We start from the raw sequence: 25,881 nt of genomic DNA, 5'->3' as shown, positions 1-25,881 counted from the left end.
TATAGTTACTTACGGAGCCTAACCATGAATAACACCTTACCTAATTACGATGAAAAAAGTACATCTCAATTTTCTGCTGTTAAGCAGCTTATAAATATGGGTTATAATTATCTTACTAGGGAAAAAGTTAGAGATATTTTACATAAGCAGGACTATAAATATCTGTTAGAAGAAATCACTTTCCAAGCTATGCGGAAGCTAAATGATGAAAGTGTTTCTGATAAAAGTATATTAAATAGAATATATGAGATACAAAAAACGAACTTTGATAATGGTAGTGAAAGTGCTTCATTAAATATATATAATATGCTAACTATGGCAGAAAGTGCCCAAGAGTTTGTAGATGGTAAAAAAACTGATGGCAGTATAAAAATAATAGACTGGGAAAATGTAGAAAATAATATATACCATGTTACTACAGAATATAATATTATAGATAAAAAGAATATCCGTATAGATATTGTAGTATTTATAAATGGCATACCTTGTGCAATTATAGAAAATAAAAAGCCTTCTGTTGCAGTTGATGAAGCAATTAAGCAGATTATAAAAAATAGCACTGGCAGTGATGCACTATACTTTTTCTTATTTCCGCAGATATATATAGCTACAAATATTACTAACTTAAAATATGGCACATATAAAACTCCAAATGCTTATTATAATATGTGGAAAGAAAAATATACTACTGATGAATATAATGATAAACTATTATATACTATAAATAATAAATTAGATGATGATACTCTAAATAAGGTATTAAAAGACTTAAGCATAAAAAAATATAACTATACAATAAATGATGAACCATCAGAGCAGGATATAGGTATATATGGGCTTTTACAAAAAGAAAGGGTTATAGATATTATTAAAAACTTTATACTTTTTGATAAAAATATTAAAAAAATAGCCCGTTATAACCAATATTTTGCAGTGAAAAAAACATTTGCAAGCCTTAGCACATATAATGAAAATGGTGTGCGAAATGGTGGGCTTATATGGCATACACAAGGTAGTGGCAAATCTCTTACTATGGTAATACTTGCAAAACTTATACTTAAAAAAATACCACTTGCCCGCATATTCATTGTTACAGATAGAATAGATTTAGATGAGCAGATAAAAGATACTTTTGTAAATAATAACCTTGGTACAAAAATAGAAAAAGCTAGTAGCGGAAAAGATTTAGTAGATAGATTAAAAACAAAAGAATATAACTCTATTACTACTACACTTATACATAAATTTAATATTACTGAATGTATAGATGATGATAGCGATATTTTTATATTTGTAGATGAAGCCCATAGAACTCAAGATGGTATTACACATGCCACTATGCGAGCAGTTATGCCAAAAGCCTGTATTATTGGCTTTACTGGCACACCGCTTATGACAAAAACAGAAAGTAGAACAATACAAAAATTTAATAATAACTTAATAGATACATATAAAATGAAAGATGCTGAAATTGATAAGGCAGTATGTGAGCTTGTATATCAAGGCAGGTTTGCAGAACAAAAACTTGATAAAATAATGGCTGATTTTAAGTTTGATAGAATCACTAAAACATTAAATGAAAAACAAAAGCAAGATTTAATAAAAAAATATGTTTCTAGCACTTTAATGAAAGAAAATAGTAAATATATATATGTGGTGGCAACAGATATATATGAGCATTTTATAGCTAATTTTAAAGGCTCAGGGCTTAAAGGGCAGATAGTAGCACCATCTAAATATGCAGCAGTATGCTTTCACAAATGGTTTCAAGAATATCATCAGTCTGTAAAAAAAGATAAAGTGCTTAATACGGCAGTAGTGATTTCTGATGATAATAAATATGATAATACTGGCTCTACTGATGATGAAGATATAGACTATAATAATGTGGTAGCAAAATTTTTAGAAAATATTAAAAAAGAAAAATCACTTAAAAAATATGAAAGAGAAACGATAGATAAATTTAAAAAAGATACTGATGAAATAGAAATATTAATAGTAGTTAATAAACTTTTAACTGGCTTTGATGCTCCACGAAATACTGTGCTTTACCTTGTAAAACAGCTAGAAAACCATAACTTAATGCAGGCTATAGCTAGAGTAAATAGAGTGTTTGACGGAGATAATAACAAACAGAAAAAAAATAATGGGCTTATTATAGATTATTCTGCTAATGCCCAAAACTTAAAAGATGCTATGCAGCTTTTTTCTGGCTTTAACCCAAGCGATGTGGAAAATATGCTGAAAAATACAGATGATTTAATAGCGGAATTACAAAATATTTTTAACCAAATGAGAAAAACATTTAAAAATATTCCTAATACTGCACCTATTGAAAAATATGTAGACTTTTTAAAACAAGCTGATAACTCTTTTGAAAGAGAACTTTTTTATAATAATGTAAATAAGTGTATAGATGTATTTAATTCTTGCCTTTCACTGCCAGATTTTTATACAAAACTTTCCCCTGCTGCGATTAGTGAATATAAAAATACACTTAAAAGCTATGTGGAAATAAAAAAGGCTACTAAAATTGCAATGGCTGAAATTATTGACTTTTCTAAATATAAAAACCAACTGAAAAAAATATTAGATGAACATTTATCAGCTGATGAAGTTACTGTACTTACAAAAGAAATAAATATTAGTAACTCAAAAGAATTTAATAGCTTTATTGAAGATAATAAAACAGGGCTTTCTAAAAAATCACAAGCTGATGCAATCGCTGCACAAACTAAAAAAATTATTAAAGAAAGATATTCTCAAGATGAAGAATTTTATCAAAAATTTTCAGATATAATTGATGATATTATTAAAAGGCTTAAACTTATAAAAGAAGAAGATATTGATGCACTTTTACAGGAAGTAAAACAAGTGCAAGAACAAGTTACAGCATATAAAGATAATTCTGAAAACTTACCAGATAGTATTAGAAATAATACTAATACTCATCCTTATTTTAGGAAATTAAAAAATGAATTTAGGGATAAAAACCTGCAAGAAGTAGCGGAAATCACTTTATATATTTATAATATTATAGCTCAAAATAAAAAAGTAGATTTTCATAAGAAAATAGATATTAAAAATAAAGTGCTTAATATGATACAAGACTACTTTATAGATGAACTTGAACTGACAGATTATAATAAAATAGGCACTCTTTCAGAAGAAATATGGAATATTGCTGTGGCTAATAGGTAATTAATGGATATTTATAAATATATTAAAGAAAAAATATTAATAGAAAAAGAAAATAGAAAAACACTTGCTTTAATTGTGCACCCAGATTTAAATATTACATTAAAAGCACCATTAGAAGCAGAAGAATGCATTATTAATAAATTTATTGAAAAACGGACAGTATGGGCTTTTAAACAACTAGAATATTTTAAGCAGTTCCAAAATAAGCAAGTGCAAAGTTATGTTTCTGGCTCTAATGTAAAATATCTTGGCAGGCAGTATATGCTAAAAGTAGAAAAATCTGAAAGTGATTATGTTACATTTAATAAAAATAGGTTTTTCCTTTATACAAAACAGCATGATAATATAGAATATAATAAAAATATACTTGATAAATTTATGTATCATAAAGCAGAAGTAATATTTTATAAAGAGCTTTTAAACTGCCTTGCTACATTTAAAGATATGGAAACACCTAGACTTAAAATAAGGCAATTAAATAAACGCTGGGGCAGTTACTTAAATAATACAATAATACTTAACCCTGCATTAATTATGGTAGATAAAAAATCTATCCGATATGTGATAACACATGAACTATGCCACTATTATTATAAAGACCATTCAAAAGAATTCTATGCCCTGCTTTCTAGCAAAATACCTAACTGGCAGGAAATAAAGCATAAGATGGAATTAAAAATATTGACTTATAGATAATTTTTAAAAACAATCTACCATATCTTAATCTTATTCAGTGCCTTCATTTAATATATTTATATATTCTTTATATGCAAATATTTTATTTCTTTTCTTTTGTGAAACTTCTTCTAATATACCTAAAGTAACTAAATTTTCCAAACTTGAATGTATAGTTGCTGTGCTTAAACTGCTTTGGTTTTGTATTGCACCAGCATTTAATATAGGATTTTTTACAAAGCATCTGTATACTGTTAATGCTGTGCTTGATGCCCTGCCTATGTTATTTACTTTTGCTTCATCATCATTTATCAGATTTATTAAATTTCTTGCTGTTCTTACAGCCTGATTAGATGTATGGATAACAGCATCTGCAAAAAAATCTATCCACTTTTCCCAGTCACCTTTTACTCTTACATTTGTTAAATGCTCATAATATTCCTGCCTGTGAATTTTGAAATATAAGCTTAAATATAGTAACGGCTTTTGTAAAATTTTATTTTCATAAAGCAGCAGGGAAATTAAAAGCCTGCCTAATCTACCATTACCATCTAAAAATGGATGTATTGTTTCAAACTGCACATGGCTTATGGCGGCTTTCAGTAATACAGGTGTAACACTTTTTATATCATGTAAAAAATTTTCAAGATTACCCATACATTTATCTACCATATCTGGTGGCGGTGGCACATATACCGCATTACCAGGTCTTGTGCCGCCTATCCAGTTCTGGCTTAATCTATACTGCCCCGGCTCTTTTTTGCTGCCTCTGCCTTTTGATAATAATATATTATGTATTTTTTTAAATAATCTGCTGGATATTGGAAAACCTTCATCTATGCACTTTACACCATATTCTAATGCTTTAACATAGTTACTTACTTCCATTGCATCATCCATAGGGACGCCTGGAATGCCTTCTAATTCATATACTAATAAATCTGATATTGAAGACTGAGTGCCTTCTATCATAGATGATAGGACTGCTTCTTTTCTTACATACATATATAAAAATAATGAAGAATCTGGCAGTATTTCTGAAATACTGTCAAGCCTGCCTAATGATACAAGTGCATTATCCAGCTTTTTAGAAATTTCTGTATTTAACTGTAAAAGCTGTTTTAAAGGCAATTCATTGGGGATAAATGAACGAACTTCTTCTCCTCCAAGTCTTAATATCTCATATCTGCCCTGTAAACCTCTTTCCATAAAATCTGACCTTTTTTATTTTCTTATTTTAAGTTAACCTATTATCTTAAAATAAGCAAGCTGTTATTTTAACTTCAGCCTTGAACTTAAAATAAGGATTTTCTTATTTTAAGTTAGCTTATTATCTTAAAATAACATATTTTACGGCAGGGTTACTTTCAGCCTATCCTGTCTGAAATAGTTTTCCATTATTTCTGTCATTGTTTCTTTATTTCCCCGATTATATGACGATATATATTCTCCAAAACTGCCCCTGCCATTTATATAGTCTTTTTCTGATATTATAATATCGCTTTCCTGCATAGAATAAAGTTTTCTGAATACTCCATTTTTATTTGGGTATGCTATAACTCCATATCGTTCTTCTTGAAATGCTGTGCCTTTGCCATATGCTGTAAAATTAAGGCTTTTCGGTGCAGACAGGGATGTTATTTCTCCATCTTCAGATATAGTTTGATTTATCACCTGCCCTGATGATATATTATAAATTAAAGCTGTGCCGTCTGATGAGCCTATTGCAGCACGAGTGCCATCATTATTTAACTTTACAGATTTTACTGCATCTTTAAAAAGTGAAAACTCTTTTACAGGTTTTGCTCTGCCTAGATTATATATTCGGACTGTGTTATCATATCCGCCGCTGATTAAAATATCTTTATCACCTGCAAAATCAAGGCTCATAATTAACTGCCTGCCTGCCCTGTAAGTATCAGTGATTTCACCTTTTTCTAAATCAGTAATATAAATATCCCCAGTTTTTGAGCCAGCAGCCAATATTTTACCACTGCCGTTTACTGCAATAGAATAAATACCATTTTTATAGCCTTCATAAATCCCAGTATTCACCCAGTTTTTTGTTTCATATTCATAAATGGCAGCAGGATAGGCAATATATAATTTATCTGCTTTTGGGCTTAATGCCACAGCACGCACACCCATTGCGGGCTTTACTATCCGCTTAATTTCTTTATAATGTTCAATATCCCAAAAAATAATCACATCATCCTGCCCAGCACTTACTAAATACTTTCCGTCTTTTGATACACTCATAGATATGACTGGTTTTTTATGTGCATTATCAAGAAGTATTATATCAGAAGTTTCTGCATCTATCAGCCTGATATTGCCGTCAAAACTGCCAAAAACTGCCAGCTGTTCTGTTGCTGCGCTGCTTGATATATAATATGCTTTACTGTAATCTATCTTTGGTGCAGCTGATAAATTAAATGCATAAAAAATAATTACTGTAATAAATAATTTTTTCATATATCACCTTACTGCATTTTCTTTCTGTTTGGTGCTGTTGTAAATGTAATAGATGTCATAGTTTTATCTCCCTGCTGTCTTTTAAAAAGGTATAATACATCCTGCAAAAGCACTTCAGGGCGGACATTTTTTAAATATCCTATTTTATCAAGAGTATATTCTGGCACAATGTATTCAGCCATTGGCTCTTTTTCAAGCCCAAAGGCATATAAACTTTCGCTGCCAAAAGGTGCTTTGACCCTGTAATGACCTATACATACCCATTTATTTATATTTTTTTCATCAATATATTTAATAAACTTATTATTCCAGTCTAAAGGTAAAATATTAGCTTCTCCGTCTACTGCATTATTCATTGTAATAAAATATATATATCCTGCTTTATTTGCTTTAACAAATAGAGTAAAAGGCTCATTTTCTCGTAAAAATGTCGGGTCTCCGTCTGTGGATATTTTTATCCATATTTTATAATCTGTTTTTAGTGGTGTATATGTATTTAAAATAGATGATGTATCAGTTTTTGGCACTGCCTGCATTGTAACAAGCTCTTTTGGTATTTTAACAGCTGATGATTTTAATACTTTTGATATGCCGGTAATAAGTGAGCATGCCATAATTATATCATTTCCGCTTTGTGTATATGAGCAGCGGAGTTTATTTCTGCCGTCTTCTTCTACTTCTACAGAGTTTACCTTAGTTGAAAGCATATCTTTAAAAAATGCACCAAACTCTGTAATATTTTCTTTGCCTGCATACATAACTGGTGCTACATAGATATTTTTTTCATTCATATCTTTTGTAAGCACTTCTGCAGCTACCTCTAAACTTGGTGGTGTTTCCTGCATTTCAAGTATCATTTTTAATGCTTCTGCACTGCTTATTCTAGGCAGCAGATAATCTTTTATGCCAAGCACATCTGCCACTGCCTGATAGCTTTCATATTCATCATACAAGCTCTGAACAGATTTTAATACTCTGTAATTTAATGTTTTATCGCTGCCAGTTTTTATATTTTTTGTCATCTCATCAATACGCTCTGCAATATCTGTCAATTTTTTACTGTATAATGCAGGATTATCAATAACTGCAGTGGCTTTATGCTTTCCGTTTTCTTTAGAATAATATATTGATGGATTAAGCAGAGGCACATTTGTTGAAAGCTTTGTCCAGCGTGTATAATCTGACTTTATTTTGTTTTTATTTTTATATGTTGTCTGCTCATGCTTTGAATATACCTGCACTTTCACTGATGCAGATAAATCTGACAGTGCTTCCTGCTTTGCTTCTTCCATTGTAGAGCCATAACCTATACCCTGTAAATCTGCACTGTAAGCATTGAAGGAAATTAAACACATAAATAAAAATAAAATCAGCTTATTCATACTATCTCCATGCAGTAAAAAATACCCTGTCTTCAAAAGGCTCTATTCCAATATCTGCCCCATAAGTATAGGCAGTATTTCTAAAGCCTGCTTTTTTAAGCAAAGATATTAAAAGCTCTTCTTCATAATATCTTTCATATATTTTGTTATCATATCTTACCCATTTACTATCTTCATTAATAAATGCAGTTAAAGAGTATGTTATTAATTTTTCTATACTGTTATATGAGCCTTGTGAAATAAAAACTTCATTACTTTCTACAGCAGAAAAATCACTTAAATCTACATCCTGCGATGATGAAAGCGAGTTTGCATCAAAAACAAATATTCCATGTTCTTCTAAATGCTCATAAATATTTTTAAATACTAATAATACATCATCTTGATTTAAAAGATGGTTTATACTGTCAAAAAGGCATGTTATGGCTTGAAATTTTCTGCCTAAATTAAAATCTCTTGCATCTGCCTGAATAAATTCAACTGCCTTAGCATTTTCTTTTGCATAGTCAAGCATAAGGCTTGAGCCGTCAAGCCCTGTTATGTTATAGCCCCTTTCATGCAAAAGGCCTGCCACATTGCCAGTGCCGCAGCATACATCTAAAATATGTGCATTTTCTTCTAATTTTTCAAGCAGAAGAATATCTAATGCTTTTTCTAAATAAAGCGGAGCATTAATAGTCCAGTATTTATTGTAGAAATAAGCAAAGCAGTCATATTCCTTATATATTTCAGCCACAGCTGCAGCTCCCAAAAGATATTGTGCCGTCATTATTATTTTTTATATTTTCAAAAAAATGGTTTACAGGCCCGCTGCCACTGCCTATATTCATTTCTGCTCCATAGATTATAGCAGATGTTATATACTGCTTGGCATATTTTACAGCATCAAGCAAATTAAAGCCTAATGCAAGATATGAACATATAGCAGAAGAATAAGTGCAGCCTGTTCCGTGAGTATTTTTTGTTATTACACGCACGGCAGATATTTCATAGTGGTTTTCACCATCAAATAATGTATCAACAGATTCTTTGTCGTTGAAATGTCCCCCTTTTATAATAACATTCTGTGCGCCCATATCTTTTATTTTCCTGCATGCTTTATCAACATGTTCCTGACATTCTATTTTCATACCGCTTAAAAGCTCTGCTTCTGGTATATTTGGCGTAACTATATAAGCAAGTGGGAAAAGTTTTTCCACCATATAAGAAATAGCATCATCTTTTAAAAGTTTTGCACCACTTGTGGCAACCATTACAGGGTCCAGCACATAAGGGCTTTTATTTCTTGCTTTTAATATATCTGCTACCGCTTCTATTATATCCTTTGAAAAAAGCATACCAGATTTTAAAGCATCAGGTGCCAAATCATCATAAATTGCTTCAATCTGTGTAATAATTGATTTTGTGCTTAATTCTTCAATATATGTAACACCAAGTGTATTTTGGGAAGTAACTGCTGCAATAACACTCATTCCAAATACACCTAATGCCCCCATTGTTTTAATATCAGCCTGTATGCCTGCACAGCCGCTGCTGTCGCTTCCCGCTATTGTTAGTGTTTTTTTCATTATGCTATACTCCATGTATCCATTGTATAATTTTCTGTTTCTAAATCTAATGAATATGTGATGTCACCTGTCTGCACAAACTCAATATCTATAACACCCGGCACCTGTTTTAAAAGCTCTAAAAATTCTATTTCAGGGCATACTTCATATTCTTCTGATACACTCATTGATACCCTGTATTTATTTGGCAAAATGAATATTATATTTACAGGCAGTCTGCCTTTAAACCGTGCAATCAGAGTTTTTATTTGAAACACTCTGTCAGGTGTTGATTTTTCAGTATCTATTGTGATTTTTAGTGTGGCAGTATTTTCTTCTAATGCATGCCCTAATGTCATAATTTTTCTAGCAGTAATAGAGCCTGTGCCATCTTCATTATTTGGAGTAAACATTCCCTGAACAGCTATTATATTATCTTCATTTAAGTGCATGATATTATCTGCATACATTTTTGGAAAAACTACTACATCTACACTATTTTTTGTATCTTCCAGCTCTAAAAAAGCCATTTTTTCCTTTTTACTTTTTGTAATATGATGGCGTATGCTTTTAATCATACCTGCAACTAAAACTTCACCTTCACTTCGCATACTGTTTACAAGCTCCATATCTTCTGCAAAAGTTTCTATATATTTATTATATTCCTTTAATGGATGGCTTGAATAGTAAAAGCCTAGTATTTCTTTTTCCTTTAAAAGCAGCACTTTTGCAGGCGGTTCTTCCACATTTGGATAATATTCTTCTCGTTCACCAGTTAAGAAATCTTCTATTGAGCCAAAGCCTTTTTCTCTGTCCTTTGCTTTGCTTGCTGCAGCTTCAAGAGCAGACATATATACACATGTATGCTGATGCCTTGATTTTCCAAAACAGTCAAGTGTGCCTGAATAAATAAATGCTTCTATTGTTTTTTTGTTGGCAGCTGATTTAAAGTCCATTCTGTCGCATAAATCATATATACTTTTATATTTGCCATTTTTTTCACGCTCTATGATAAATGATTCAATAGCAGCCTGACCTACACTTTTTATAGCTCCAAGACCAAAGCGGACAGCATCGCCCTCCACTCTAAAATCAAAGTAACTTTTATTAATATCTGGCGGCAGTATTTTTATACCCATTCTGGAACATTCATCTATATATTTTACTACATCATCAATATTATCAATAGAAACAGATAACAATGCACTCATATATTCTTTTGGATATTTCACTTTTAAATAAGCCGTCTGGTATGCAATATAAGCATAAGCAGCAGAGTGTGATTTATTAAACCCATAGCCTGCAAATTTATCTATCAAATCATATAAATCTGATGCTTTCTGCACATCTTTTCCTAACTTTTGCACACCCGGAATATTTTTTTCTTCATCACCATATAAGAATATGGCTCTGTTTTTTTCCATTTCTTCTTTCTTTTTCTTACCCATAGCACGCCTTAGCATATCAGCAGCACCAAGAGAGTAGCCGCCTAAAACCTGAGCTATCTGCATCACCTGCTCTTGATAAACTATGACACCATAAGTTTCTTCTAATATATCTTTGATTTCTTCAAAAGGATATATTACTTCTTCTTCTCCGTGTTTTCTTTTTATAAAACTGTCAAGCATGCCGCTTTCAATAGGTCCCGGACGGTATAAAGCGTTAGCTGCAATAATATCTTCAAACACTGTAGGTCTTAATCTTTTAAGCAGTGATTTCATACCGGCACTTTCCAGCTGGAATACTCCAGATGTATCTCCATGCTGAAGCATCTCATATATTTCTTTATCATTAAGTGGAAGATGGTCTACATCAAAATCTTTATCTACTGTGGCATGTATCCTTTTTACTGCTTCATCAATAATTGTTAAGTTTTTAAGACCTAAAAAGTCAAACTTAATAAGCCCAACAGCTTCTGCCGCACCTTTTTCAAACTGTAGAATAACCTCGCCCTTTGGACCTTTTGCAAGTGGTGCATATTCTACAAGTGGTTTATCTGCTATTACAACACCGGCAGCATGCATACCAACCTGACGGATAGAGCCTTCTAAATTTTCACTGTGTTTGCGGATTTCTGCCCCATGCTCTATATTTTCAAACCTGCTGTATAATTCAGGGTCTGCATCATAGGCCTTTTGGAATGTAGTGATACTTGGACCATCAGGAATAGATTTTGCAAGTTTATTCACTTCTACAAGTGGAGTATTATATACCCTGCATACATCTCGGACAGCATTTTTTGGCTTTAATGTGCCAAATGTTACTATTTGAGATACTTTTTCTTCTCCATATTTCTGGCTTACATATTTTATAACATCATCTCTGCCTTTTATGCAGAAATCTATATCAAAGTCTGGCATACTGACACGCTCTGGGTTTAAAAACCTTTCAAAGAAAAGTTTAAACCTGATAGGGTCAATATCTGTAATAGTCAGGGAGTAAGCAACAAGAGAGCCTGCACCAGAGCCCCTGCCTGGACCTACTGGAATATGATTTTGTCTTGAATAGTTAATAAAATCCCACACTATTAAAAAGTATGCATCAAAGCCTTTCATAATAATGATTTCAAGTTCATAATTAAGCCTTTCCCAGTATATATGATGCTGTTCTTCAGGCACTTTTTTAAGACGCTCTTTAAGCCCTTTTGCTGAAAGCTCTCTAAAATATGATTCTAGTGTATAACCTTCTGGCACTTCATACTGTGGCAGGTGGTTTATGCCAAAAGTTATGCTTATATTACATCTTTCTGCTATCTTAACAGTGTTTTCAACAGCTTCAGTGCAGTAGCTGAAATCATTATACATTTCATCTGGAGTTTTTACATAAAGCATACTGGAATAATCCATTTTGCCGCTGCGGGAGTGCATTATTGCAGGGTCTAATGTATCAGAAGTATCTCTGCTTAAATCATCTAAGTCATCTTCTCTGGCAAGATAACCGTTAATATCCCCTTTCATTTGTGAAGTAGTATCTGTTTTTATCTGCTGAGAAGCATCCACAGGCTTTAATCTAGGCTTGCGTTTTTCATCGCCTACCTGCCCTAATTGAATCTGCATTAATATATTATGTGATGAATAATCTTCCTTATTTAAATAATGGCTGTCACATGTAGCAACAAGTGGTATACCTGTTTCCTTTGATATTTGGATAAGCTGATTATTTACTATTTTCTGTTCTGGGATACCATTTTCCTGTATCTCTAAAAAATAATTATTTCTGCCAAGTATTTCATCATATTCAAGGGCAGCATTACGGGCTGCTTCATAACCTTCTTTTAAAAACTTACGAGATATTTCTCCACCTAAACATGCAGAAAGAGCTATTACTCCTTTTGAATACTGCCTTAATGTTTCCTTATCTATACGCGGTTTTCTGTAAAATCCTTCTAAAAACCCTATGGTAGAAAGCTTGTAAAGATTTTGCAGACCATCATTATTTTCAGCAAGTAATACTAAATGATAGTTAGTATCATCACCTTGTTTATAATGGTCTTTTTTATTAAAACGGCTGTCTGGAGAAATATAAAACTCACTGCCAATAATAGGCTTTATACCCTCTTTTTTCATAGTATTATAAAAATCTATTATACCATACATTACGCCATGGTCAGTAATAGCACAGGCCTCCATTCCGTTTGCTTTTAACTTTTCTGCCAGTTTTTTTATTTTAATTGCACCATCAAGGGCAGAATATAAAGTATGCAGATGAAGATGAACAAACCTGCCTTTTAAGCATTCTTTTTCTTGTAATTGTGTCATTTTCACCTCACTATGCTTATAATCTCTAATAACTGATGAGCTGTATAAGGTTTCTTAATATAGCAGCAGTTATGCTCTTTACATTCTACTATATTAGAAGAATAAACAGTGTCGTCTTTTTGCATATTTTTTTTATAATCAGAATAATCTGCATATACTTTTAAATCTATCCCACGCCTTTTTGCTACAATCTGAGCAGCAAGGCGAATATCTTCTTCTATTTCTAACAATATTATATCTGCCATATATTTCACTCTTTTATGATAAATATATATATCATTTTGCTTTTTTTTTGTAAAATAAAATTATAGTATTTTATACAATTTGATATTATTTTAAGAAACAGTGAATAGTATATTATCTTATGTTTTTAGATACTTCGCTATATTGCAGGCTCAGTATGACACAGCAGGGGCAGGAAGTGAAATCACCCGAAAATTTTGAACTAAGCCAATAAATAAATTGCTTTTTCCTGTAAAGGTGTAAGTCCATCCAATTATTTTTCCATATCTTTTATAATCATTCGCATTTGGTTTTCTTTTAATTCACCTATATGCATAGTAAATGTATGTTTTCCATTATCTGTTTTTGTAATAAAATTAACATAAGATAATACTTCCATACTTGGCTCATAAGGTTTGCTGTTTTTGTCAAAGAAAACTTGATATGGTATAATTTTAGCATATATATTTTTATTTATATCAGGATATTTCCAAACATCAGCAAACTTAATATACACTCTGCCAGACATTTCCTTATTTAATTTTTCTAAAACTGGAGCCATATTTTTACATGGTATGCATTGCTCTGCACCGTAATCAACTATTACAGGCAGCCCTTTGGAAGTGAGCTTATCAAAATCAACTGCTTCTGTGACATTTAAATCAAAACTTAATAAATCAGCAGATATATTTTCAATGCTGTTACATTTTTTTAATGCGAACACAGCTGCAATGATTAATATAATAATTACAATGCCTGCAATATTTATTTTCATACATCACCTTTATAAAAACATTTCCATATTATTAAGCAGATATGCCTTTATATTTATTTAAAATATGCCTGCTTTTTTCTGGTGGTAAAATAGCTTTGAATATATGATTTTATCCTGTTTTCATCTCCAAGTGCTTTAAAAATCTTTACAGCATTATTCATCACAGTAACCTTATACTATATCCTGTAACTATTTCTTTTTCATTTTTTCTATGTGTTTTTTTATCATTTCATCCATTTCTGAGCTGTCATCATACTCAAAAAGTTTGATACTTTTATTTAGAATGTTTTTCCCCCGTTTTATTTCACATTCTAAAATACCATTATACCCTTTTTCATAAAGAGCATATTTTAAGCTGCCAATATTTTTTATGTCATGGTAACCACATTTAACAATTACATCACCATTTTTTATACCTGCTTTATCAGCTGGTGATTTTTTAGTAACTGATTCTACTTTTACTATACCATTTTCTTTATCATTTGCAGCGATTACAACACCTATTTTTGGTGTTCCTTTACTTTTTATTTCTTCAGGATAAATATAAACATCTGCATTTGTTTCTTCATGGTTTATAGGTTCGCCCTGCATTATAACAAAGCTGTCTTCCCCTGTAAGCCTTTTATACCTGAGTGGTATGCCAGAATTTTTGCCTGCATGACCGTTTCCGCATATTACAACAATGGAAGTATCAGGGTTTGCTTTTCTATAATCTGCTAAATGTTTTGCCATAATCTCATCCCAGATATTTTGAGATATGAAAAAGTCTGTAAATTTATTTGTGCTGTCTGCATGCATTTTAAAAATTGATTTAATTTTATTTTCATATTCATTATTTATAATTCTCATGCGTTCAGGCAGAGCAAGCTTCTGTTCTTCAGTTAAATTATCAATCTGCCCTTGATATACTTTTGATGTAATTTCTCTTTCAATATTTAGTGGAATTATATCTATATTATTATCCCTTGCATATCTGAATATTGGGGCATAAAGAGAATAATCAAAGCTCCAGTTGTTATAATAATCAATGCCATCAAGCATTTCTTTTTCTGTAATTCTGCCCTTTACAAAGTCATTTACCACATTTAAATATTTATACTGCACCATCTCCATAGCTATTGCAGTTTTCTTTTTAGAGTTATTAAGATATTCTATTAAAGCAAGCTGGTTAGCATGATGAGAATATTCATTGTGGCTTTCTCCCGCAAATATTACTTTATATACAGCAGCTTTTTTCATCATATCTTGAAATGTATCAAGTTTTTTAACATCTATTATTACATCTTTTTCATGCTCTAATACAGTTATACCCATATCTGTCTGCATATTTGATTTAGAAATAAGTTTATCATTTTTAAAAATCAATTCCTGATTAAAAGCATAATTTTCTAATAAATGTATACTTCCTGCATGTATATTATTGGCAATTAAAATATATTTATCTTTATTTAAAGGATTTTTAAAAATAAAATATTCAGAATTATCTGTGCTGCTTATACGCTTATCTGCAAAAAATTTAGCAATTTTATTATCATAACTTCCAATAATAACATCATAATTTTCTAAATCACTAAATTTTACTTCATCATCATACACAAATTTTAGATTTTTAAATACAGAATATACTGCACTATCATAGTGTTTGTCTATATACAAGATATTTTCCTTATTTAAAATATCAGCAATAACAGGTGATTTTTCATTATCATTAAGCATTCTTATTACATGATAGTTTGGGTCTAAAACAAGCTTAACTGCACCAGTATTAACAGGCACTTTGAAAGTTTCTTCTCTGTCTATGCTTGACTGCAGTCTGCCATATTCTTTCTTATCATCATATTCTATTACATAAGGAATATTTACTATTTTATCACCATATTTTCTTAAAAGAGTAAATGAAATATAATAGTTTCCTTTTTCAGAAATGTATTCTGCATTTGTTACTGTTAATTTAATAAGTGGATTTTTAGAAAAATAAGCATCATAAAAGCTGTCTGCATCAACATCTTCAAAACATCTTAATATTTGCAGCCATGTAAGAGAAGGCATATCTTTTAAATCTGCCATTTTATTTAAGCCAGCCTGAAATTTCTTTTCACCTATATTTAATTTAATCATGTGGAAAATAAATCCTATCACTTCATCATTTATATCAGGGATTTTATTTACTCCATATATAGAAAGTTTATGAAGTATATTTTTACGCATTAAAGCTTTTTCATAAGTATTTGCATTATTTTCAAAATCTTTTATTGTTTTCAGCACATAAGGCACTGGAATTCTATTATCCTGATTATACACAGCACCAAAGCTGAATGAGTATGACATCATTAAAATTAAACTTGAAAGTAAAATTTTTTTCATTATATTCCTCTATCTGCCAAATATTTTTATTCCATTTGGCGTAGTATTTTTTTCTTTTGCAGTTACTTGATTTTTATTAAGTGCTATATAAGAATAAGAGCCGTAATGGGCAAGCTTATTCAGGCTTTCTTTTGTGTTATTAAAAGAAAACATAATAAACTTATCCCCTTGAGAATATGGGTTTCTCACTACTTTATATGTAGTATTACTTATCTCAAAAGTAAAAGTCAGTGTGCTTTTTAAAAGCTCTGCCACAGTCTGCGGAACAGTGTTTTCCATAGATATAATAACATTTCTGTCTTTTAAATGGTGCAGGCTTAGTTTTCTAATATGGATAGCTTCTGATATGTTAGGAAATATTTCTCTGAATGTATTATCCTCATTTTTATTACCTGCAAATAATATTTCATCAGCACCAAAAAGATAATCAAATGACGGGATGATTTCTGCAGGATATAATGCCCGCATTAAATCATACCTATCATCTATTATAAATGTATCATTATCAGATTTTAAGTTATATACTATTTGGTTTACACCTGTTTTTATTTTAAATTTACCAGTTACAGCATTGTTTTCTGAAATATGGGTAAATGGAATATTTATCTCATCTTCCCCGCCTTTTCTGATTAAGTTAAAAGAAAGTATCTTATTTTGAAAAGAAACATTATTTACTGCAAGGATAATATTATCTTTACTTAATATCCAGTTTGTATAAAAATCATTATCCATACCAATATATGAAAGTAAATCTTTCCAAGATGCAGTTGAATAAAGCTTATCATTTATAAATTTTCTAATGCCAGCCATAAAAGCATCATCACCTGCTTTGTTTTTAGCCATATGCAGCACCATAAGCCCTTTGCCGTAACCTATAGACTGCTCTTTTTTGCCAGCATTATATATAAACTCTTTTAAAGGGAAACTTTTTGCTGCTGCATAAGCCTGATATTTTATCAATATATCTTTTCTGTATTTAATTCTGTCATCTTTTTCATAGAAATAATCAGAAAAATATGTGGTAATCGCTTCTAAAAAGTTGCCATCTGCCATGCTGCTTTCAATAGCTGCCCCAAACCACTGGTGCAGCACTTCATGACCCAGCGAGCGTTCTGCAACAAAATCTTTATCAATAATAGATGAGCCAAATACTGCCATAGAAGCAAGTGCATGACCGTAAGGGTTTACATCTTCTACTACAATAAAATTATGATATGGAAAGTGTGATACAAACAGGTTTTCATATATTTCAATATAATAGGCTGCTTTTTGGAGAAGTTTATAGCTTAAATTTTCATGCTCTTTAAATAAAAGTGTATATATATCAATATGATTTTGTGTTATTTTTTTGACAATATAGTTACTTGAAGCTGCAAAATATATATTTTCTGGCAGAGAATTATATGTAAAAAGCATTGTATTTTCGTTTTTATTAAATGTTACAAACTGGCTTGCAAGCCCCTGAAAATTTTCAGGTATATTAATATAAAGCTCAGCATTTTCAATATTTGTAACTGCTGGCACAATGCTTGAATATATTGAAATAAAATCTTTGCTGATAGTATCTGATGTATCAGTAATGTTTTTAATGTATGATAATATTACAGGAGATAAGCCATCAAGGCTTATAGTGTATTCGTTACGGTTTTTATTATATTTTACTCTTTTATCACTGCTTAAAAGCTGCATATCATGATAAAGTGATACTGTAACAGTTTCTGCTTTTGTGGAAGTTATAGTAATACTTCCTTTAATCATATTAAGATTAATATCTATTTCTGATTTTATTATAGCAGCTGCTGCAAAACTTTTATAGTAAAAAGCAAAAATTATTAATAAAATAAAAGCTGTCTTTTTCATGTAATACCTGAATTTAAGAATTTATTGCAAAAATATATATTATAAATTAAAGTATTATACTATATAAAATATGTGGTTAAATACAAGTAAAATTTAAAAAATATGCGATATTTAACCATATTTATCAAATATAAAAGTATTCTGCATAGTTATAATGTGTGCTGAATTCTTATGAGATTATATAATTTTTTTCAAGGGGTATTTATGTTAGATAAGTTTTTTGGCATAACTTTTTCAGGCAGCACTGTAAAAAGAGAAATCATTGCAGGTCTTACAACATTTATGACTATGAGTTATATTATTTTTGTAAATCCTGATATACTGTCAAATTCTGGTATGCCTAGAGATGCTTTAATTACAGCTACATGTTTAGCTGCTGCTTTTGCAAGTATATTAATGGGACTATATGCAAACTATCCTATCGGTCTTGCAACAAGTATGACATCAAATGTATTTTTTGCATTTGTAATAGTTAAATCTATGGGGCTTTCATGGCAGGAAGGTTTGGCTGCTGTTTTTATTGTTGGTGTTCTTTTTATATTTATTACAGTGGGAAGAATAAGGGAATTAATTATGGATGCTATCCCTATTTCTTTAAAAATGGGGATACCTGCAGGTATTGGAATATTTTTAATGTTTATAGGTCTGCAAAGTGCAGGCATCATAGTTAATAATGATGCAACACTTGTAACTTATGGAGATTTCCACAATATAAATATGCTTCTTTCTATATTTGGTCTTCTGCTTATGATAATACTTCATATAAGAAAGGTAACTGGTGCAATATTAATAAGCATTGTTGTTGTAACAATAATCAGCATACCATTAGGGCTTACAAAAATGCCTGATGGGATAGTTTCTGTTCCGCCATCTGCTGCACCTGTATTTTTTCAGATGGATTTTTCAAATATATTAAATTCAAATTTTTTAATGGCTGTATTTACTATGCTTTTTATGGCAGTATTTGATACAATTGGCACATTAATGGGTGTTGCACAGCGTGCCGGCTTTGTAGATGAAAAAGGCAATATGTTAAGAGCTAAAAAAGCATTTATGGCAGATGCACTTGGCTCAACAGCTGGCAGTATTTTTGGTGTAAGCACAGTTGGAGCATATATTGAAAGTATTACAGGGGTAGAATCTGGCGGCAGAACTGGTTTAACTGCTGTTATCATAGGGCTTTTATTTATATTTGCTATGTTTTTCTCTCCCTTAATACAAATAGTGCCAAGTGCTGCAACTGCTCCTGCATTAATTTTTGTAGGTATATTAATGTTTTCTGTTGTTGAAAAAATCAATTTTAAAGACTGGACAGAGCTTGCACCTGCCGTTATCGCTGTTATAATGACACCGCTTACATATAATATAGCTATGGGTATTGAGCTTTCTATATTAGCTTATGTAATAATTAAAGCAGGCACAGGCAGATATAAAGAAATATCAAAAACTATGCTTGTGCTTTCTATCATATTTATACTGAAAGAAATTTTTGCATAAGAATTATAATAAGATTAATACACAGCTGGATAAAATATTCAACCAGCTGTGTGTTATTATAGAAAGTAAATTATCCTTATATTATTTTATATCATCAATTTGAACCCATATATTTTTTTTATCATCAGTAGGCTGAAATGAGTAACTTATTTCTTCACTGCTGCTTTCACCTTCTAATTGATATTTTAATGTTCCTAGACAGCTGTGCTTATTTACAGATTTATCAATACTTATTGTCCTAATATGTTCTATAGTCATTTTCATAGTTTTTATTTCATTAATCATATTTGCAAATTCTTTGTTAATTTCTTCTTTATCTCCTCCTAACATTAAGTTTGCAAATTTAAGTTCTGCTTCTTTGTTAGTAATTTCTTTTATAGAATAATCTCTATAAAGTTTGATGACTTGATTTGTTACTAGTTCATCACTGCAAGTTGGTGTTTTGTCAAAACAACCTGCTGTAACTATTATCATAAATATACTTAATAATATTTTTTTCATATTTAATCCCCTTATATTTATATATTCATACCACTAAAACCCACATCTAAAAGCATTTCTGCAAACTCTCTGCCTGTAATAAGTGTTATATTTTTTTCGGCAGCTTTTTCTAATGCTTCTTTACTATATTTATCTGCCGTTGTGATTACCCATGCTGTGCGGGAATACCCATCATTACTAATGGATATATTTTCATAATAATCACTTATCTGCTCTATTGCCCAGTTATCTGTTTCCTTTTCATGAAATTTGGCTTGTATATATAAAATCAATTTTATATTTTCAAATGTTGCAATAATATCAACATCGCCTTTTTTATCTTCATAATTTTTTGCTGGAATATCAACAGAAGATGCTCCAGTTTTTTCACAATACCATTTTATAAGGTATTCCAGTTTATCAGGGTTTAAGCTTGTTTTTATAGTATCAAGCACAGTGTCTTTTGTTTTATATAATATTTCTGACCTTAAATTTATAGGCTTGTTATTTTTAAATGACCAAACAGCTTTATTTATGCTTTCTTTTAAATCTGTAATATCCGCATTAGTTTGGAACATTTTCATTCTGGCAGTTAATGCGGAATCTGCATAGTCATTTCTTGGAATATTTTGCGCTATCTTTTTAACTTTGATTATAAAACCTAAATCAACTACATCATCATCTATATAAAGCAGATTATTCTTAAAAATTATCTCTTTATTGTTAGTGGTATGTAAATTATCTGGTAAATTTATTTCAGAAACTGGAACTGCTTTTTCTAAAATTTCATAAACATCAAATGACTGATATTTAGGAACGATAACTATATCCCCTTTATCCATTTCAGCAATAAATCTGTATAAGCAATATCTGTTTTTAGGTTTATAGTTCCATTCTTTTTGAAAGCATTTGTCCAAATAAGGCATACTTTCCAATCTTGTTTTATCAATAAATTCTCTATTGCTGAAATCAGACCACCCAATAGATAACAAACCATTATCAAGTAAAGGATATGACACTTCCCGTTCATAAGATATTCTGTGTAAATAATATTTCATTACTTTTCTTCCTTCAAATTATTTTCTACAAATACATCGTCAGTAAATTTCCATGCAATTTTTACTTGTTTCTTTACAAGTTCATCATCATTTTCAATTCTGAAACCTTGCTTTAAATAATATTGTGCAGTCATTTTATTGCCCTGAAATAACAACACGAATAACAAACCAATCTCTCCATAACTTAATGGAACTAAAAATTTTGTTTGATAATAATCATCTACAAATGATATTATGATATGAACTATATTCAGTACACATATAATTATACCCAATGAATACATTTTTCTAATAAAAAATGGAATTCCAAAAAATTCACCAAAAAAGAATAGAGTCCAACTCAGCCCTATTTTAACTTGTCTTTTTTCACCAGTTACAGGGTGAATAAAATTTGCAAACATAAGTTATGCCTCCTAAAAAATTTTCTCTACTATATCACGGGGGGGGGATGTCAAGCGTTATTTGTAATAATACTTATAACTATATAATAATTAAAACAACATATTTACTAGAATTAAAATAGACCTTAAAAATTAGTATATATTAATATGTCTTAATATCCGCTTTTAAAGGATGCCCCATGTTATTTCATTCTCTTTGCGACTTAATTTCTTATGAGCTGTTTTTGTGAAACGATTTGCCAGCTGATTGTCTGAGCGAAGCGAGTTGCAGTGGCAGTGGAGAAAAAACAGCGAATGTTTAAGGAATTGGAGCATAAGGAATGAAATAACAAAAACTTTGATTCTTGAGATGTGCGGTGGCAGGATACTTTAATATATTTTGCATATACATATTAATTAATAACATGATTATTACATATTTTATTAATAATAGCTTTTTTAAGCATAGTTTAAAAATTTGGGGGTAAGCCAGTTATTTTTATAAATTAATCTGGCAGACCAAACTTGTAGTTTGTATTCAAGTTTATTTTTTTTATTCAGTCTGATAAAATGTTGATAAGCAATAAATAAAAGAATGTTTTACTTACTGCTTTTTAAGGCTCCTTCTGTATATTTTTTAAAGTTTTTTTGGAAGTCCATTTTTTTAACAACCGCTTTTTTATTGATTCATTTTTTTTACAATCGTTTTTAGATTTTACACATACTCAAAAAATTTAAAAAAGTAATTGCTAAATTAAAATTATAGTGATAACTTAATTAATTATTTAAATTTTTAAGTGAATATACAAGGGTAATAATATGAGAAGTGATATTATAAAAAAAGGGTGCCAGCGTGCACCAAACAGAGCATTAATATATGGCACTGGTGTTTCTAAAAACCAAATGGATGCACCATTTATTGGTATATGCTCAAGTTTTACAGACCTTATTCCCGGCCATTCCGGTATGAGAATACTTGAAAGGTTTGCAGAAAAAGGCATTCATACAGGTGGCGGTCAGGCTTTTATATTCAGTGTTCCGGGTGTCTGTGACGGTATATCTATGGGACACTCTGGCATGCGTTACAGCCTGCCAAGCCGTGATGCTATTGCTGATATTATAGAATGTGTTGTAAATGCTCACTCCCTTGATGGTGTGCTTTTTATTACTAACTGCGATAAAATTACTCCGGGAATGCTTATGGCTGCAGCAAGGCTTAATGTGCCATCTATATTTGTAACAGCAGGCCCTATGATGAGTGGCAACTACCGTATGAAAAGGCGTGATTTTATTACTGATTCTTTTGAAGCTGCATCAAAAGCTGCCACTGGTGAAATAGATGAAGATGAAATTACTAATATGGAAATGACAGCATGCCCTGGTGAAGGTGCATGTCAGGGTCTTTTTACTGCTAATACTATGGCATGCTTAACAGAAGTTATGGGTATGAGTATGCCGGGGTGTGCAACAGCTATGGCTGGTATGGCAAAAAAACGCAGGATAGCTTTTGATTCTGGTGTCCGCCTTGTTTCTCTTGTTAAAGAAGATATTAAGCCACTTGATATTATGAATGAAAAAGCATTTAGAAATGCTATTAAAGCAGATTTAGCTCTTGGCGGCTCAACAAATACTACACTTCATCTTCCTGCTATTGCTTACGAAGCAGGAATTAATTTAAATTTAGATTCTTTTGATGTTTTATCAAAAGAAACACCACATATTACAAGTCTTCTACCCGGTGGCAAATATTTTATGGAAGATTTTGAATTTGCAGGCGGTGTCCCTGCTGTTATGAAATCCCTTGAAAACCATTTAGAAGATAATATTACTGTAAGCGGTATGACTGTGAAAGAAATATGCAAAGCAGCAGAAAACTATGATGAAGATATTATCCGTCCAGTAGATAACCCATATCATAAAGAGGGTGGTATTGCAGTGCTTCGTGGAAATATTGCTCCCGGTGGCTCTGTCATTAAACAAAGTGCAGTTCAGCCTGATATGATGATATTTACCGGCACAGCAAAAACATTTAACTCTGAAGAAGATGCAATGGCAGCAATTATGGGCGGTGTTATAAAAAATGGTGATATAGTAGTCATCCGCTATGAAGGTCCAAAAGGCGGACCTGGTATGAGAGAAATGCTTGCTCCAACTGCTGCCATTATGGGTCTTGGTCTTACTAAGGTTGCATTGATTACTGACGGCAGATTTTCTGGCGGCACAAGAGGGCCATGTGTTGGTCATATTTCTCCAGAAGCAGCAGAAGGCGGCATGATTGCTCTTGTAAAAGATGATGATAAAATAACTATTAATATACCAGAAAGACGCATTCATTTAGAAGTAAGTAATGAAGAGCTTGAAAAAAGGCGTGCAGACTTTACTGCACCAGCACCAAAAGCTGCAAGCGGTTACTTAGCAAAATATGCAAAAGGTGTATCAAGTGCCGGTGATGGAGCAATATTTAAAAGAGATAAATAGTTTTAGTGTAAACCATAATATTGGAGTATTAATATGATATGTTCAGGTGGAGAGATTGTAATAGACTGCTTAAAGCGTAATGGAGTAGATGTAATATTCAGTTATCCCGGCGGGTCTCTTACTGGTTTTTATGATACATTATTTGATGCTGATTTAAAACACATCCTGCCTCGTCATGAGCAGGGCGGAGCACATGCTGCAGACGGCTATGCAAGAGCAACTGGTAAAATAGGTGTATGTATGGCAACAAGCGGTCCGGGTGCGACAAACCTTGTAACAGGTATTGGCACAGCTTATATGGATAGTGTTCCTATGCTTGTAATTACAGGGCAGGTTGTTTCTAATTTAATTGGCGGAGATGCTTTTCAGGAAGCTGATATTGTAGGCATAACACGCCCGATAGTAAAGCACAGTTATCTTGTAACAGATGTAAAAGATTTGGCAGACACTATGAATGAAGCAATACATATTGCTACAACAGGCAGGCCTGGTCCTGTGCTTGTGGATATTCCAAAAGATGTGTTTGCTGCAAAAGTAAAATATGAGCCAAATGGACATGTGCATTTAACAGGCTATCAGCCTAATACAGAAGGGCATCCAATGCAGGTTAAAAAACTCCTTAAAACATTGGAAACAGCAAAAAAACCTGTTATATTTGTTGGCGGTGGTGTAAAAGTAAGCAAAGGTGCAACAGAAGAATTAATAAAATTTGCCCATGCAGTCAATACTCCTGTTGTTTCATCATTCATGGGGTTAAGTGGTTACCCTGCAACAGACAGCCAGTGGATAGGCTGGCTTGGTATGCATGGAAACTATGCCTCTAATATGGCAGTAACAGAATCTGATTTTATAATAGCTATCGGCACAAGGTTTACTGACCGTTCCACTGGCAGACTTGACAGGTTTGCTAAAAATGCAAAAATAGCTCATATTGATATTGACCCATCATCTATTAGTAAAACTGTTGATATTGAAATACCTGTTGTTGGAGACTGTTATAATGTTCTGAATATGATAAATAAATATCTTGATGATTATAAGTGGGAAAAGTGCAGGCAGGAAAGAGATGAATGGTTTGAAACAGTAAAAGGCTGGAACAGGGAAAAACCTTTCTCTTATAAATTCAGCGATAAAGTCATTAAACCACAGTATGTTATAGAGACATTATATAAAGTTACAAATGGCGATGCAATTATTGCTACAGATGTAGGCCAGCATCAAATGTGGACAGGCCAGTTTTACAGATATAATTTTCCAAGACAGTTTTTATCATCAGGCGGTATGGGCACAATGGGTTACGGGCTTCCTGCTGCAATGGGTGCTAAAATAGGCAGACCAGATAAAGAAGTATTTTGTGTATCAGGTGATGGCGGCATATTAATGAATATGCAGGAATTAACAACATGTGTGCAGTATAGAGTAGGTGTAAAAACAGTTATCATCAATAATAAGTTTTTAGGAATGGTAAGGCAGTGGCAGCAGTTATTTTTTAATAAAAAATATTCTGATACATGCCTTGAAGTGCAGCCTGATTTTGTTAAGCTGGCAGAAGCTTATGGCTGTATAGGAATGCGTGCTGAAAAAGTAGAAGATGTAGAAGCTGTTTTAAGAGAAGCTCTTAAAGTAAAAGATATACCTGTGCTTATGGATTTTGTGTGCGACAGGGAAGAAAATGTATATCCTATGGTGCCAGCAGGTGCATCAATTGATGAAATGATAATAAGGTAGT

18 protein-coding genes are annotated in these 25,881 nt (G+C 31.6%); 5 read left to right on the top strand and 13 right to left on the bottom strand.

Annotated elements, in window-relative coordinates; all coding sequences use genetic code 11:
- Nucleotides 1-24: 24 nt before the first annotated feature.
- Nucleotides 25-3,201 carry a type I restriction endonuclease subunit R gene (locus tag N508_RS07505; RefSeq protein WP_023275806.1) on the top strand — a complete coding sequence of 1,059 codons (3,177 nt, stop codon included), beginning with the start codon at nucleotides 25-27 and terminating at the stop codon, nucleotides 3,199-3,201.
- A gap of 3 nt (nucleotides 3,202-3,204) precedes the next feature.
- Nucleotides 3,205-3,897 carry a M48 family metallopeptidase gene (locus N508_RS07500; RefSeq protein WP_023275805.1) on the top strand — a complete coding sequence of 231 codons (693 nt, stop codon included), beginning with the start codon at nucleotides 3,205-3,207 and terminating at the stop codon, nucleotides 3,895-3,897.
- Between the two features lie 30 nt (nucleotides 3,898-3,927).
- Here N508_RS07500 and N508_RS07495 read toward each other — a convergent pair whose 3' ends face one another.
- The 10 genes from N508_RS07495 to N508_RS07450 all read right to left on the bottom strand — a co-directional run bounded on the left by N508_RS07495 (nucleotide 3,928) and on the right by N508_RS07450 (nucleotide 18,259).
- Nucleotides 3,928-5,085, bottom strand: coding sequence for a Fic family protein (locus tag N508_RS07495; protein WP_023275804.1), 1,158 nt, complete (start codon nucleotides 5,083-5,085; stop codon nucleotides 3,928-3,930).
- A 141-nt stretch (nucleotides 5,086-5,226) separates the two neighbouring features.
- A complete protein-coding gene (locus N508_RS07490; protein ID WP_023275803.1) occupies nucleotides 5,227-6,351 on the bottom strand; it encodes a WD40 repeat domain-containing protein in 1,125 nt (374 codons plus the stop codon).
- Nucleotides 6,352-6,359: 8 nt separating this feature from the next.
- A complete protein-coding gene (locus N508_RS07485) occupies nucleotides 6,360-7,733 on the bottom strand; it encodes an LPP20 family lipoprotein (protein WP_023275802.1) in 1,374 nt (457 codons plus the stop codon).
- Between the two features lies 1 nt (nucleotide 7,734).
- Entirely contained in the window at nucleotides 7,735-8,469 is a 735-nt protein-coding gene (locus tag N508_RS07480) for a class I SAM-dependent DNA methyltransferase (protein WP_023275801.1), read from the bottom strand.
- Nucleotides 8,462-9,301: a bifunctional hydroxymethylpyrimidine kinase/phosphomethylpyrimidine kinase gene (gene thiD, locus N508_RS07475; RefSeq protein WP_023275800.1), complete on the bottom strand. Its 840-nt coding sequence runs from the start codon at nucleotides 9,299-9,301 to the stop codon at nucleotides 8,462-8,464. Before thiD ends, N508_RS07480 begins: the two co-directional genes overlap by 8 nt.
- Nucleotides 9,301-13,038 carry a DNA polymerase III subunit alpha gene (gene dnaE, locus N508_RS07470; protein ID WP_023275799.1) on the bottom strand — a complete coding sequence of 1,246 codons (3,738 nt, stop codon included), beginning with the start codon at nucleotides 13,036-13,038 and terminating at the stop codon, nucleotides 9,301-9,303. The genes thiD and dnaE overlap by 1 nt, the downstream gene beginning before the upstream one ends.
- A gap of 2 nt (nucleotides 13,039-13,040) precedes the next feature.
- Nucleotides 13,041-13,283, bottom strand: a complete 243-nt coding sequence (locus N508_RS07465; RefSeq protein WP_023275798.1) for a hypothetical protein — start codon at nucleotides 13,281-13,283, stop codon at nucleotides 13,041-13,043.
- A 251-nt stretch (nucleotides 13,284-13,534) separates the two neighbouring features.
- Nucleotides 13,535-14,035: a thioredoxin family protein gene (locus N508_RS07460; RefSeq protein ID WP_023275797.1), complete on the bottom strand. Its 501-nt coding sequence runs from the start codon at nucleotides 14,033-14,035 to the stop codon at nucleotides 13,535-13,537.
- A 189-nt stretch (nucleotides 14,036-14,224) separates the two neighbouring features.
- On the bottom strand, nucleotides 14,225-16,399 hold the full coding sequence (locus N508_RS07455) for a ChaN family lipoprotein (RefSeq protein WP_023275796.1): 2,175 nt from the start codon (nucleotides 16,397-16,399) through the stop codon (nucleotides 14,225-14,227).
- 9 nt (nucleotides 16,400-16,408) lie between these two features.
- A complete protein-coding gene (locus N508_RS07450; protein WP_023275795.1) occupies nucleotides 16,409-18,259 on the bottom strand; it encodes a M1 family aminopeptidase in 1,851 nt (616 codons plus the stop codon).
- Nucleotides 18,260-18,463: 204 nt separating this feature from the next.
- Here N508_RS07450 and N508_RS07445 point away from each other — a divergent pair, with 204 nt between their 5' ends.
- Nucleotides 18,464-19,756 carry an NCS2 family permease gene (locus N508_RS07445; protein WP_023275794.1) on the top strand — a complete coding sequence of 431 codons (1,293 nt, stop codon included), beginning with the start codon at nucleotides 18,464-18,466 and terminating at the stop codon, nucleotides 19,754-19,756.
- A gap of 81 nt (nucleotides 19,757-19,837) precedes the next feature.
- Here the strand turns inward: N508_RS07445 and N508_RS07440 are convergent, their stop codons facing one another.
- The 3 genes from N508_RS07440 to N508_RS07430 are packed head-to-tail and all read right to left on the bottom strand — an operon-like array spanning nucleotide 19,838 to nucleotide 21,695.
- Nucleotides 19,838-20,257, bottom strand: coding sequence for a leukotriene A4 hydrolase C-terminal domain-containing protein (locus N508_RS07440; protein WP_023275793.1), 420 nt, complete (start codon nucleotides 20,255-20,257; stop codon nucleotides 19,838-19,840).
- Between the two features lie 17 nt (nucleotides 20,258-20,274).
- Entirely contained in the window at nucleotides 20,275-21,294 is a 1,020-nt protein-coding gene (locus N508_RS07435) for a restriction endonuclease (RefSeq protein WP_023275792.1), read from the bottom strand.
- Nucleotides 21,294-21,695 carry a hypothetical protein gene (locus N508_RS07430; protein WP_023275791.1) on the bottom strand — a complete coding sequence of 134 codons (402 nt, stop codon included), beginning with the start codon at nucleotides 21,693-21,695 and terminating at the stop codon, nucleotides 21,294-21,296. The genes N508_RS07435 and N508_RS07430 overlap by 1 nt, the downstream gene beginning before the upstream one ends.
- Before the next feature lie 798 nt (nucleotides 21,696-22,493).
- Here N508_RS07430 and ilvD point away from each other — a divergent pair.
- Nucleotides 22,494-24,152: a dihydroxy-acid dehydratase gene (gene ilvD, locus N508_RS07425; RefSeq protein WP_023275790.1), complete on the top strand. Its 1,659-nt coding sequence runs from the start codon at nucleotides 22,494-22,496 to the stop codon at nucleotides 24,150-24,152.
- Between the two features lie 33 nt (nucleotides 24,153-24,185).
- Complete coding sequence (gene ilvB / locus N508_RS07420) at nucleotides 24,186-25,880, top strand: biosynthetic-type acetolactate synthase large subunit (protein WP_023275789.1); 1,695 nt, start codon at nucleotides 24,186-24,188, stop codon at nucleotides 25,878-25,880.
- The last annotated feature ends 1 nt before the right edge of the window (nucleotide 25,881 follow it).

The sequence above is a fragment of the Mucispirillum schaedleri ASF457 genome, from assembly GCF_000487995.2.
In the GTDB taxonomy this organism is placed as follows: Bacteria; Chrysiogenota; Deferribacteres; order Deferribacterales; family Mucispirillaceae; genus Mucispirillum; species Mucispirillum schaedleri.
This window is presented reverse-complemented; position numbering and strand designations above follow the sequence as displayed.